The organism is Pseudobacter sp. (genome assembly GCF_051955275.1).
Lineage (GTDB): Bacteria > Bacteroidota > Bacteroidia > Chitinophagales > Chitinophagaceae > Pseudobacter.
This window is the reverse complement of record NZ_JBQCGW010000257.1, coordinates 13,395-26,631: the sequence shown is the minus strand read 5'-3', so window position 1 is coordinate 26,631 and position 13,237 is coordinate 13,395. Positions and strand designations below refer to the sequence as shown.

The window sequence follows — 13,237 nt, the reverse complement described above, 5'->3', positions numbered from 1 at the left end:
ACAACCATTATGCGAAAAACAACAAAATATACACCAGCACTTTTGCTCTTTACGATACTAACAGGAACACTGGTTTCCTGTACTAAACTGGTGGAAGTTGATGAGCCGATCAACAGTATCACGGCAGAAAAAATGTTCAGAACGGAAGCTCAGGCCGAAGGCGCGCTGGCAGGTGTGTATAACTCCCTGATCCATGGACCCCGGACGGCAGCAGGCAGCAGTCCTGCCAATGCCATCCTCAATGGTTTCGCGGGCGGGCTCTCTACGCTCGCAGGTGGTTTGTCTGCCGGAGAATTGATTATGAGTTCGGGTAACCGGGACGCCTATGCGCTGGCTACCAATACGCTCACGCTGACCAACAACAGCATGACCAATACCATCTGGACGTCGGCCTATAATGCCATCTATCATGCCAATGCTGTGATTGAAGGAATTGCCGGCGCGCAGAATTCCACAATGCGGGACAGTGTGAAGGTCCAGTACACGGCAGAAGCAAAATTCCTGCGCGCATTCTCTTATTTCCACCTGGTGAATTTCTTCGGTGAAGTACCGGTTACATTGACTGTTGACTTCAGTAAAACGGTGAACATCCCCCGCTCCCCTGTTCCTGTTGTTTATGCGCAGATATTGAGAGACCTGCTGGATGCGGAAAGAGATCTTCCCGCAACCTATGCAGCAGGAAAGAACCTCAGAGTACGCGTGAACAAATGGGGAGCTAAAGCCATGCTGGCTAAAGTATATCTGTACATGGGAGATAATGGACAGGCAGCAGCAAAAGCATCGGAGGTAATTGCAGAATCAGGGCTTTTTCAACTCATGCCATTGAACGATATATTCCTGTCGGGCAGCAGGGAAGCTATCCTTCAATTCAAACAGACCAACCAGGACGCCACACTCAGGAATGCCGTATCCGAAGGTCATTACTTTATTCCTGTCGGAGATCCATATAAAGCTCCGGCTGGCGTTTGGGTTTCCGATCAGTTGCTGGCTGCTTTTGAAGAGGGAGACCAGCGTAAGGAAGTCTGGCTCGACAGTACTTTACAAACCACCAACGGGTTGAATGTGAAAGTATGGTACCCTGTGAAATATAAACACAGCAGGAATATGTCTGTACTGAATGCGCCATCTCCCGAGCTTTATATGGTGCTGAGGCTTGCCGATATGTACCTGATCAGGGCGGAAGCCAGGGCCAACGGAGCAGATGGAGGATATACCAAAGCCATTGACGATCTCAATGCCGTCCGTTCCCGGACTTCTCTTCAAAACCTGTCAGCTGCACTGAATGAAACAGAAGTTAAAGAAGCGGTTATACATGAGCGTGAAATTGAAATGTTTGCCGAATGGGGGAACCGGTGGATGGACCTCAGGCGTACAGGCAGGGCAAGCGCGGTATTGAGCGCAATGCCTTTGAAGCAACCATGGGAAGGGGATTACCAGTTATTATATCCTGTTCCTGCTGCTGAAATAGAAGCCAACAGGAACCTGGGACAAAACAACGGTTATATCAGGTAACACCTGGTTTTTCAATTACTCATTCAATTGTATTACAATGAAACAAATCATCTCCGCAGGATTGCTCATAATACTCTTTGCTGCCTGCACAAAAAATAAGATCAACAGGCCAGGAAGTGCCTCCCTCGTTATTTTCCATGGAGTGGCCGGCGCCAATACCATGAAGACCGTTTTTTCAACGCAGGTGCCAGCTTTGTTCAATACGGTGAACAGCCTGCTGTATGGGACTTTCGGTGTTGTTCCCAATCTTTATTCACCTGTAGCGGGCACTCATCCGTTATACCTGTACCAGATACCGGACACCCTGCAGAAAAGCGAGCCGCTTTTCAAAATAAATCTCGATCTGCCGGAAGGCTCCATGCAGAGCCTCTTTCTTGCCGGTACCCCGGCTGCGCCTGAATATGTACTGGTTAATGATGAGCCATTGGGGTTTACTGCAAAGGATAGCGCCATGGGAATACGTTTTGTGAACCTGCTGTCAGACAATATTCCGGTCAGCATTAATATGGCTCAGGCAGCACCAGGTTCTGAAGTTGCCAGTCTTGCTTTCAAAGGCGTTACTGAGTTCAGGCAATATGCCGTTAAAAGAAATGTTGCCGATTACATTTTTGAATTCAGGAATGCAGCTACCGGTGATATCATTACCACCTTTACTGCGGCAGGTATTGCCAATGACGGAAAGCTTACTCCTAATATCTGGATCTATAAAAATTTTGCTTTCGCACTGGTGGGAAAAATGGGTGGAACAGGGGCGTTGGCTCCGAAGATCACCAGGATCAATTATGCCCGCAATTAAACCTAACGTGAAAAAATCATGCTATGAGTATTTTAAAAATCGAAAACCTGTCGCACAAATACAGTGCATCCTGGGCTATCCGGGATATCAACCTGGAAATTGACCAGACGGGTGTGATCGGATTGCTTGGCTCCAATGGAGCCGGCAAATCCACCACCATGAATATCGTGTGTGGTGTTGTGAATCAAACGGAAGGCCGTGTTTACATCGATGGGATGGATACCAGGAAAAATGCGGAAGCCGCCAGGGCCAGGATCGGGTTCCTGCCACAGAATCCACCGGTGTATACAGATCTTACTGTTGACGAGTACCTGAGCTACGCTGCAGAGCTGCGTCTGATGGAAGGATCAAAAATCAAAATGGCGGTAGAGGAAGCCAAGGAGAAATGCCAGATCGCGCATTTCAGCAGCAGGCTGATCAAAAATCTATCCGGCGGTTACAGGCAGCGTGTTGGTATTGCACAGGCTATCATTCATAAGCCAAAACTGGTGGTGATGGACGAGCCTACCAATGGCCTGGACCCCAATCAACTCATTGAAGTGAGAAAGCTGATCAGGGATATTGCTCAGGATAGTACCGTATTGCTTTCTTCACATGTAATGAGCGAGATCCACCTGCTTTGCCGCGAGGTGATCATGATAGAAGGAGGACGTATTATCTTTTCAGACACCATGGATGCTTTCAACAATTACATGCAGTCGAACAGCATTGTAATGAGCATGGAAAATCCTCCTGCAAAGGAAAACCTGCTGGCCGTAAAAGGCATATCCAGGGTGGAGTTCCTGACAGATAAAAAAATACGGCTTTACTTCGATGGTGATCAGGAGATCACGGAAAGGCTTATCGCCGCCAGCATGGAACAGGGTTGGCGCCTGCGCGAGATCAGCCTTGAAAAAGGCCTGCTTGAAGATGTGTTCAAGCAACTATCCACACAATCCCAATAAAAAGACTGATATATGAAACTGATCTTCAAGATCGCCCGGACAGAGCTCCGTAATCTGTTCTATTCCCCTGTTGCATGGTTTTTATTCATCGCATTCATGGTGCAGTGCGCGTTCTTCTATAACACCCAGGTGCAGGAGTTTGCCAAATGGCAATCTTTATCGTTGGAGAACAGCCCGGATTTTGAAGGCTTCAACCGCTCACTCACCCAGCTGATCTTTCTGAATAATGATGGCATCTATGCGAATGCTTTCAAAAACCTGTATCTCTTTCTACCGCTGCTGACCATGGGTATGATCAGCCGGGAAATGAATAATGGCACCATCAAATTATTGTTTTCATCTCCTGTAAAAACAAGACATATCGTATTCGGGAAATTCCTGGCGCTGATGGTCTACAATCTGCTGCTGATTGCCGTGATGGGAATTTTCATGGTGGCAGGTTTGCTGAATATTCAGGATGTTGATACCGGACTGGTGCTGTCTGCCACCCTCGCTTTTTTTCTGCTGGTTTGCGCGTATGGGGCCATCGGCCTGTACATGAGTAGTCTGACCTCTTACCAGATAGTAAGCGCAGTGGCAACATTTCTGGTTATTCTTGTACTCAGCAGGATCGGCGGTCTCTGGCAACAGTATGATCTGGTGCGCGACCTCACCCATTTTCTGAGTATGAATAACAGGACGGGTAAAATGGTGGCTGGGCTCATCACAACGGCTGATGTGATCTATTACCTGATGATCATTGCCATGTTCCTTTCCTTTACGCTGTTCAGAATGAAAGGAGGGCGCGAGTTTATTCCCTGGTACAGGAAATCTGCCCGCTATATTACTGTAATGGCGCTGGTGCTGCTGGTGGGTTATGTTTCATCGAGGCCAGGGATGATCGGCTACTGGGACACCACCAGGGATGACCTGAACACTGTTCATCCCAATACACAACGCGTGATAGCGGATTTCGAGAAGGGCGAACCGCTGGAAGTAACACTGTACAGTAACCTGCTCGATGGCAGCTTCAAAATGTCGAGCGCCAGCAAGCGCAATGAATACATGTGGACGCTCTGGGAGAAGTACCTGCGTTTCAAACCTGATATCAAATTCAATTATGTAAATTATTATGATGTCAATGATGGAGACAGTGTCATCTTCAAGAGATATCCGAAGAAATCGCTGAAAGAGGCTGCCATGATATTGGCCGAAGGCAATGAGGTCAATCTTAAGAACTTCATGGAACCAGAAGAGATCAGGAAAATGATCGATCTGCAGCCGGAAGACAACCGGGCAGTGATGCTGCTCAAATACAAAGGAAGGCAAACCTGGCTGAGAACCTTTCCCGATACTGATTTCTGGCCGAATGAAATGAATGTATCGGCAGCATTCAAAAGGTTGCAGATGAAATCGATGCCTAAAGTGCTATACACTACCGGAAACCTGGAAAGGGATATTTATAAATATGGAGAAAGAGAATATGCTGTTCATACGTTGATCAAAACCAACAGGAACTCTCTTGTAAACCTGGGGTTTGATGCTGATACCATTTCTCCGGATAACCTTGAAATTCCTGCAGGCATAGCTGCACTGGTAGTGGCAGATCCTAAAATAAAACTGAGCCCGATGAAGGAAGAGCGGATCGGAAAATACCTGGCTGATGGGGGCAATGCTTTTATCCTGGGCGAACCTGGTAAACAGGACATGCTGAATCCTTTGCTGGCCAATATTGGCGCCAGACTGGAAAACGGTACTCTGGTGCATGTGAATAAACATGAAATGCCGCATATCCTGGGAACTTACTTCACGCATGACCTGTATGATCTGGCTGATGCTCCGGGATATGGCAAACTGAAAAAGAGGCTGGAGAATCCCAAATACAAGGATACTGTAAAGGATGCGATGGCCGGAGCTGCTGAATTACAATCAACCGGCCAGGCTGGCTATTCTTTCAAGCCTATTATGCTCACTAAAGAAGGGGCATTCAATAAGGTTGGAAGATTGGTGGTGGATTCGGTAGCGCCAGTGCTCAACGAAGCAGAAGGTGATATTAAGAAAACACCTTTTGTTACAATGGGAACTTTTACAAGAAAGCTGCCCAATAAAGAACAGCGCATCCTGGTATCAGGTGATGCGGATTATATGAGTAATGGAAGATCCGGCGGGAAGTCGCACGGCATTGCATTCTTCAGCTGGATGGATAATAATGATTTTCCGATTTACACACCCAGACCTGATCCGCTTGATCAGTTGTTCACTATTTCCGGCAAAACAGCCAAAGCACAGTCCCTTTTCTTTATATGGATCCTGCCTTCTGTTATTCTCCTGCTTGGCACTGTGTTGCTGATCAGGAGGAAAAGAAAATAAATCAAGTAGTATGTATTTACAAACCGACGATCAGACCATCGATGACCTCCGCCTCTTCAGTAAGCGGGATACAGCCGGCATCTTTGATCTCTACAACAGTACGCACACGCGCGGAGGAGAGCTGCTGTTGCAGGAAATGTTCCGGACGCCACTGGCGGATAAAATTGAGATTAACCGTCGCAGCAATATCATTGAAAACTTCTGTAAACTGAATACTGTGTTCCCGTTTGAGGGGTCCACCTTTGATATGGCGGAAAAATACCTGACTAACAGGAATGATCACCCGAATAATGGCATGCAGCAAACCCTCAGCGAAAAAGATATTCAGAATGGTGTGTCTGCGGTGATTGCTTTGATGCAACAGGTGCAGCAATTCATTGCTGGTAATGATGCGAAGAACATTGCGGCCTATGATATTGAAAGGATGGCCATGGAAGAATTGCTGGCCGATCCCGCATTTACTCCTGTATTGAATGAAAAGAACCAGGGAAAGATCTCTTATGCAGCGGTAACTGCATTCGATGTTTTGTTGCGTGTAAGGGAACGGGAAAAAGTGCAACGCCTGTTATCGTATATCTATGCCCTTGATGTTTATATCTCGGTGGCGAAAGTGGCATCCGGCAGGAAATTCATCTTCCCCAATGCTTTGGAAAAAGGAACAGGGGAGTTGAGGATCGAAGGGCTTTACCATCCGGAATTGAAGCAACCCGTACCCAATGATATGGCCATGAACAAAGGAAGGACTGTTGTATTTCTTACCGGCGCAAATATGGCCGGTAAGAGTACCTTCCTTAGATCCGTTGGTACGGCGGTTTACATTGCACATATGGGATTCCCCGTGGCAGCCACTTATATGGAATTCTCCGTGATGGATGCCCTTTTCACTACCATCAACCTGCCGGATAATCTTGGTATCGGTGCCAGCCATTTTTATGCGGAAGTATTACGTGTGAAGAAAGTGGCTGCAGAGCTGCGATCAGGGAAATCCGTCTTCATCATATTTGATGAATTGTTCCGTGGCACCAATGTGAAGGATGCGCACGAAGCCACGGTGGCTATTACACTGGCTTTTGCTGAAAGAAAGAACAGCAGGTTCATCATCTCTTCCCATATCGTGGAAGCGGCGGATGAACTGAGTAATGATCCTTCTGTTGGATTCTGGTTTCTTCCTACCATCATGAACGGCCATCTGCCGGAGTATACGTATACTTTGAGAGAAGGTGTTACCAATGACCGGCATGGTATGATCATTATCCGGAATGAAGGCGTGCTGGAAATATTGAAGAACGGCCGGAAGAGGGCTGTTTAAGGAATACACAAGGTGTGCCCAGTCACTCGCGGGGACGCGAGCGGCTGGGCACACACTGATAAATAATAATACTATGAGTTTCAGAATAGACAGGCAGACACTTGATGAACTGAACTTACTGGGTAAGTTCCGTCAGGGTTCCGTATATCATTTGTTCAACCAGGTGAAAACGAGAGGAGGTGAGCAGTTGCTGGATGAGATGTTCCGTAACCCCCTTACCAACGTTGAAAGCATCAACCAGCGAAGCAGTATCTTCCGTTTCTTTCAGCAACAAGCGCTGAGTTTTCCTTTTGATGTACAGCAGATCAATCTCATGCGGGAATACATCGATGCATCAAGTGGACACAATGCCCCGATGGTAATGCTGAACATCGTGGTAAAGAAAACACTGTCCGGCCTCACCCGCGATGAGCGCTACAAGAAAACCATTCAGGGATTGCAGGCTTCCATCGTTACCATCAGAAAAACCGTTGGAGTAATTGAGCTGCTGCGCAATGCCGGCGGTCCTTTCGCTGAAAGGGTGCAGGAGATCAGCAGGGTGCTGGCCCATCCGCAGCTGCAAAAGCTTGCGAATACAGATATCTACCAGAACCTGCCAATTAAAAAGCTTGCTTTTTACGAGCACCTGCTCAGGAACAGGATGCAACCAGAGATGGAAGATATTTTAACGTTCATCTACCAGCTGGATGTAAATATAGCTGTGGGAAATATTGCGGCCACCAAAGGTTTCCAATATGCAACGGCGGTATCTCCCGAGGAGAATATACTGAGTGTGAAAAATCTGAAACATCCTTGCATCGATAAAGCTATCGGCAATGACCTGGTGCTGAAAGAAAACAGTAATGTGCTTTTTCTCACAGGGGCTAATATGGCGGGGAAGTCAACTTTGATGAAATCACTTGGGATCAGCTTATACCTGGCGCATATGGGATTCCCTGTGGCCGCCACTCAGTTTGATTTCTCTGTTCGCGAAGGCTTGTATACCAGTATCAATGTGGCTGATAATATCGGTCTGGGGTACTCTCATTTTTATGCGGAGGTAGTGCGTGTGAAGCAAGCCGCGGAAGCGGCTGCCAGTGGACAAAGGCTGATGCTGATGTTCGATGAGTTGTTCAAGGGAACGAATGTGAAGGATGCGTACGATGGAACCTTATCTGTTACGGAAGGCTTTGCGGAGTATGCGGATTGCCTGTTTGTTGTGTCTACTCATATCATAGAAGTAGGGGAGGCATTGAAAGCCACGCCCAATATACAGTTCAGGTATCTGCCAACGATCATGGAAGGAGTGAAGCCAAAGTATACCTACAGGCTGGAAGAAGGGATTACGGAAGACAGGCAGGGGATGATGATCATAAGGAATGAAGGGATACTGGAGATGATCAGCAGCAGGTAAATATTGTCAATCCATCATTTTGAGTATATTTCCATTTCATTAATGCGCTCCGGAATGAAAGGATTTATTCTCTTACTGTTGTCTGTTTTCCTGAATTCGTTACTGACAGCACAAAATTCCGCAACCTGGTTACGGTATCCTGCCATATCTCCCGATGGGCGCACCATTGTGTTTTCCTGTTACGGAGACCTGTATACTGTTCCAGCATCAGGAGGAACAGCAAAGCTGCTGGTGAAGAGTGAATCGCAGGAACTGATGCCGGTCTGGAATCACAGTGGAACTGCCATCGCATTTGCCAGCAATCGTTCCGGCAATTTTGATATTTACGTGGTAGAGGCAAAAGGGGGAGAAGCCCGTCGGCTTACCTGGCATGCAGCAGATGAATTCCCCTCCGATTTTACGGCAGACGACAGGGCAGTTATCTTTTCGGCAGCAAGGATGGATGATCCGGCCTGCAGGCAATTTCCCTCTGAATCACTGCCTGAATTATACCAGGTACCTGCCATCGGTGGAAGGGTCAGACAAATATTGACCACTCCTGCTGAAGGCGCCAGGATAAGCACCAATGGCCATCTCATCCTGTATTACGACAGAAAGGCAAGGGAAAATCCCTGGCGTAAACACCAGGTGTCTTCAGCAGCGAGGGATATCTGGATGTATGATGAGAAAACGCAGCAACATCAACAACTCAGCAGCTTTGCAGGGGAAGACAGAAACCCTGTGTTTGCAAAGGATCAGCAACAGTTTTTTTATCTCAGTGAAAGGCAGGGAAGTTTTAATATTTTTCAATCTTCGCTCTCCGATACTTCCGATCCCAGGCAATTGACTTTCTTTAAGGATCATCCTGTTCGTTTTCTCTCCATTGCCGGTAACAATACGCTTTGTTTTGGTTACGACGGCGGCATATACATTATGCTTTCCAATGCTTCCGCCCGGAAAGTGAATATTACAGTACCGCCAGTTACAGTCTCCCGCAATACCACCGTTTCAGTAACAGAACTCAGTGAAATGGCAGTTGCTCCTTCCGGAAAGGAAATCGCTTTTATTACACGGGGCGAAGTGTTTGTATGCAATGATTCCGGCAATAATGTTAAGCGTATCACGGAAACAGCCGCCAGGGAAGCGGGTTTGAGCTATTCTCCTGATGGAAAAAAGCTTTTGTATGCCAGTGAAAGGGATGGCAAATGGAAGATTTTCCAGGCTGCTGTTACAGCCAATGATTCTTTTTTTTACAATACAGGTCAGGTAAAAGAGCTGGAGGTGATAAACAGCGAAGATGAAGCTTATCAACCTGCCTGGTCTCCTGACGGAAAAGAAATTGCTTACATCGCCAACAGGAATACACTCAGGGTTTTCCACTGTGCTACCGGTGTAACAAGAACCATTCTGACCAGCGATCAACTGATCAGCAGGCGGGATTTTGATCAGTACTTTCAATGGAGCCCTGACGGGCGTTGGTTGCTGGTGCAATTCACGGAACAGGAAGGAGGCAATGATGAAGTAGGTGTTATCAGTGCTTCGGGAAATGGACAATTACTCAATCTTACCCGTAGCGGATTCAATGATATACGCCCCCGCTGGATGATGAACGGCAAGGCGATCCTGTATGAAAGCGACCGCTACGGATTACATAGCTACGATAACAGCGGACCAGCGCAGTCAGATTGGTTTACCATGCACCTGGAGGATTCAGCTGCATCCACCATTGACTGGAAAGCCATTGCAGGCAGCAGGCGCAGACTGACCAACACTGCTGCGTTGCTGGAAGATGGGCTCCTGAGTGCGGATGGGAATACATTTTACTACCTCGCAAAGTTTGAGAAGAACTACGATCTCTGGCAAATCGATCTGCAAACGAAGGAAACGAAGAGATTGTTACCTCTGCAGCTGCGTAATGGTATCATGCAATGGAACAGGGAGCAGCATATCATTTATATTCTGGGAGAGGGCGCCATCCTACGTGTGGATCCGGTAGCGATCACACAGCAAAAACTGGCAATCAACACCGCAATAACGGTTGACCTGGTAAAAGAAAGAACCTCCATGTTTGATCATGTGCTGCGCAGAACAGCAGAGACTTTTTATACGGCGGGGTACCATGGCGCCGACTGGAAAAAGCTGGGAACTGCTTACAGGAAATACCTGTCGGGCATCAGTAACAACTATGATTTTGCAGAAATGCTCAATGAACTGTTGGGTGAGTTGAATGTGAGTCATACAGGCGCTACCTGGAACCCAAAACCAAAAGATACCGGAGTGGCCGGCTCATTGGGTGTTTTTTATGATCTGCAATATGCAGGAGAAGGAATGAAGATCAAAGAACTGGTCAAAGGTTCGCCACTTGATCTGTGTGGGTTATCCATCAGAAAAGGGGATCTTATCATGAGTGTGGATGGTGTTACTGTTGCAGCAGACCGGGAAATGGATTTTTATCTGGCAGGTAAAACAGGGAAGAAGGTTTTGCTGGAGGTGAAAAGCGGGGAAAAGATTCAAACCGTTACTGTAACATCCATTTCCATTGAAGAGGAAGCGGAGTTGCTGTATAAAAGATGGGTTGAACGGAATCGTGAGGAAGTTGAAAAGCAGACCAGTGGCCAATGGGGGTATGTACACCTGTATCGGATGAATGATGCAGCCTACAGAAATGTGTATGAAGAAGTGTTGGGCCGGTATCATCATTGCAAAGGTGTGATTGTTGATACGCGCTTTAACAGGGGCGGAGACCTGGCGCCCGAACTGATCACCTTTCTCAGCGGCGCCAGGCTACGGAGTAATGGGACCGATCAGTTCAGTACCGGTATTGAGCCATCTTTCCGCTGGACCAAACCAAGTATTGTGCTGGCCGGGGAAGCCAATTACAGCGATGGCCACTGTTTTGTGTACGACTATCAATATCTTCATATGGGTAAGCTGATAGGCATGCCGGTCCCTGGCAGTTGCACCTGGATGACAGGACAGGCCCTGCTGGATCCTTCCCTCAGTTACAGTGTTCCAACGATCGGTGTAAAAACAAATGCAGGAAAATACCTGGAGAATTACCAGACGGAACCTGATATTCGTTCTATGAATGAATATGGGATTGTAAGTAAAGGCCGCGACCAGCAACTGGAAGAAGCCATCCGTCAATCGAAACTGACCCCGGATGACCGATGAAGAAATAAATATCGAATACTGGAAACAGATCAGAACAGGAAACAAACAGGCGCTCTTTGATCTGTACAACAACACCTATTTCCATCTGGTAAGGTTTGGATTGAAGATCACTGCCAATGATGAACTGGTAAAGGATTGTGTTACCCAGTTGTTTCTTCAGCTCTGGGATAAACACCAACGGCTCAATGAAGTGCAGCAGGTAAGAGCTTACCTCTTCACCTCATTGAAGCGAATGCTGATTGATAAACTGGTGTATTATTCCAAAACCGATAAAGCCATCCATAAACTTACAGATAAAGAGCTTAGTGAAGAACTTCCATATGAAGAGATCATTATCCGTGTACAACACGATGAAGAGCTAAGGGAAAAACTACACAGGGCCATAGAGCAACTGACTCCCAAACAAAAGGAACTGATCAGGCTGATGTTCTTTGAAGGCCTTACTTATGAGCAGGTGGCTGCTACCACAGAACTGAGTATCAAAACTGCTTACAATACTATCTACAATGCCATCAAAATCCTCCGTAAAGAATTGAAATAGATACTTGAAAAGTTTTTAAAAAATAGTACTGATTTTTTTGGGAAAAAACCGGGAACAGCCCCTCAGTATATCTAAAGGGCTTTCCATGGACATCCAGAACTGTACTGTAGAAGATCTTGTTTGCGACGAATCTTTCCAGCGATACTGCTTAGGCGTGGATGAGAAGGCCGTTCAGGCCTGGGAATCCAGTATCAGGGACTACCCTGATAAGTTTGCTGTTATAAAGGAAGCGGAGCAAATTATTCAGATCATCAGTGCAAGGCAGGGTAAGCTTCCTGTGCAACTGGAACAGCTGAAAGATGGCATCCGTCGTTTTGATCTGTTGAAAGATACACTGAGCCGGCAGGAAGAAAAACACCATTTCCTCCCTGTGCTGTCAGGGCGCAACAGGTTCAGATGGACGGCTGCTGCAGCCGCTGCCATCCTGTTGCTGGCAGTAGCAGGTTATTTTATGTGGCAGCCTTCTGACGCTACTCTGCCTGTTGTACAGGCGCAACAAGTGGTGACAGATGAAGCAGGCATAATAACCGGCAATCAGCCCCGCAAAACCGTGATATTACCTGATGGAACTGTAGTTACCCTCCGTAGCAACAGTAAAATCGTACTTGATAAAAACTTCAACAGGTCCACCCGGGAATTACACCTGACCGGTGAGGCCTTTTTTGATGTCAGGCACCAGCAGCTCCCTTTCATTGTGCATACGGAAGAAGTGAATATCGAAGTACTGGGAACAGTATTCAATGTTTGTGCATACCCGGGAAATGAATTGACTGAAACCTCCCTGTTCCGGGGAAAGGTTGCTGTAACCAGGAAGGATCATCCTGAACAGAAAGTTGTGCTTACTCCGAGTCAGAAAATGGTTTTTTCCCGAAAAACAGCCGCGCTGGCCGCTGCTGAAAATCCATTAAAAGTGGTTTCAATGCTTGCCGACCCTGTGAACCACAAAGCAAAAGAAATTGCCTGGGTGAGGAACAGGTTGAAAATTGATGACGAGCCATTGGAAACAATCGCATCAAAACTGCAGCAATGGTATGGCATACATATCGGTTTTACGGATGAAGTAGTGAGAGGGTACCGGTATTCCGGCACATTTGAAAGCGAGTCTGTAGTGAAAGCGCTTGAAGCCCTGCAGTTGTCTTACCCCTTCAATTTTGCAATCAGGAAGGATAGTATCATCATCAGTAAATGATAACCTGTATTATTCATCATACCCCGATTTGATCATCATAAACCAAACAGT

General features: G+C 46.9%; 9 protein-coding genes. All 9 read left to right on the top strand.

What is annotated here, in order from left to right:
• The first annotated feature begins 9 nt into the window (after positions 1-9).
• A complete protein-coding gene (locus tag ACTHMC_RS22355) occupies positions 10-1,512 on the top strand; it encodes a RagB/SusD family nutrient uptake outer membrane protein (RefSeq protein WP_440416560.1) in 1,503 nt (500 codons plus the stop codon).
• Positions 1,513-1,549: 37 nt separating this feature from the next.
• On the top strand, positions 1,550-2,308 hold the full coding sequence (locus ACTHMC_RS22350) for a hypothetical protein (RefSeq protein ID WP_440416558.1): 759 nt from the start codon (positions 1,550-1,552) through the stop codon (positions 2,306-2,308).
• A gap of 23 nt (positions 2,309-2,331) precedes the next feature.
• Complete coding sequence (locus ACTHMC_RS22345) at positions 2,332-3,252, top strand: ABC transporter ATP-binding protein (RefSeq protein WP_440416557.1); 921 nt, start codon at positions 2,332-2,334, stop codon at positions 3,250-3,252.
• 12 nt (positions 3,253-3,264) lie between these two features.
• Complete coding sequence (locus tag ACTHMC_RS22340; protein WP_440416555.1) at positions 3,265-5,601, top strand: ABC transporter permease subunit; 2,337 nt, start codon at positions 3,265-3,267, stop codon at positions 5,599-5,601.
• 10 nt (positions 5,602-5,611) lie between these two features.
• On the top strand, positions 5,612-6,910 hold the full coding sequence (locus ACTHMC_RS22335) for a MutS-related protein (RefSeq protein ID WP_440416554.1): 1,299 nt from the start codon (positions 5,612-5,614) through the stop codon (positions 6,908-6,910).
• Positions 6,911-6,983: 73 nt separating this feature from the next.
• Positions 6,984-8,303 (top strand): MutS-related protein, encoded by a 1,320-nt coding sequence (locus ACTHMC_RS22330; protein WP_440416552.1) that lies wholly within the window; start codon positions 6,984-6,986, stop codon positions 8,301-8,303.
• A 54-nt stretch (positions 8,304-8,357) separates the two neighbouring features.
• Complete coding sequence (locus ACTHMC_RS22325; protein WP_440416550.1) at positions 8,358-11,456, top strand: S41 family peptidase; 3,099 nt, start codon at positions 8,358-8,360, stop codon at positions 11,454-11,456.
• On the top strand, positions 11,446-11,997 hold the full coding sequence (locus tag ACTHMC_RS22320) for an RNA polymerase sigma factor (protein WP_440416549.1): 552 nt from the start codon (positions 11,446-11,448) through the stop codon (positions 11,995-11,997). The genes ACTHMC_RS22325 and ACTHMC_RS22320 overlap by 11 nt, the downstream gene beginning before the upstream one ends.
• A gap of 85 nt (positions 11,998-12,082) precedes the next feature.
• Positions 12,083-13,186, top strand: coding sequence for a FecR family protein (locus tag ACTHMC_RS22315; RefSeq protein WP_440416547.1), 1,104 nt, complete (start codon positions 12,083-12,085; stop codon positions 13,184-13,186).
• The last annotated feature ends 51 nt before the right edge of the window (positions 13,187-13,237 follow it).

Excerpts from the sequence above, each read along its gene's own strand:
- ACTHMC_RS22340 (WP_440416555.1), top strand. The coding sequence starts at position 3,265 with ATGAAACTGATCTTCAAGATCGCCCGGACAGAGCTCCGTAATCTGTTC.
- ACTHMC_RS22350 (WP_440416558.1), top strand. The coding sequence starts at position 1,550 with ATGAAACAAATCATCTCCGCAGGATTGCTCATAATACTCTTTGCTGCC.
- ACTHMC_RS22325 (WP_440416550.1), top strand. The coding sequence starts at position 8,358 with ATGAAAGGATTTATTCTCTTACTGTTGTCTGTTTTCCTGAATTCGTTA.
- ACTHMC_RS22315 (WP_440416547.1), top strand. The coding sequence starts at position 12,083 with ATGGACATCCAGAACTGTACTGTAGAAGATCTTGTTTGCGACGAATCT.
- ACTHMC_RS22330 (WP_440416552.1), top strand. The coding sequence starts at position 6,984 with ATGAGTTTCAGAATAGACAGGCAGACACTTGATGAACTGAACTTACTG.
- ACTHMC_RS22335 (WP_440416554.1), top strand. The coding sequence starts at position 5,612 with ATGTATTTACAAACCGACGATCAGACCATCGATGACCTCCGCCTCTTC.
- ACTHMC_RS22320 (WP_440416549.1), top strand. The coding sequence starts at position 11,446 with ATGACCGATGAAGAAATAAATATCGAATACTGGAAACAGATCAGAACA.
- ACTHMC_RS22355 (WP_440416560.1), top strand. The coding sequence starts at position 10 with ATGCGAAAAACAACAAAATATACACCAGCACTTTTGCTCTTTACGATA.
- ACTHMC_RS22345 (WP_440416557.1), top strand. The coding sequence starts at position 2,332 with ATGAGTATTTTAAAAATCGAAAACCTGTCGCACAAATACAGTGCATCC.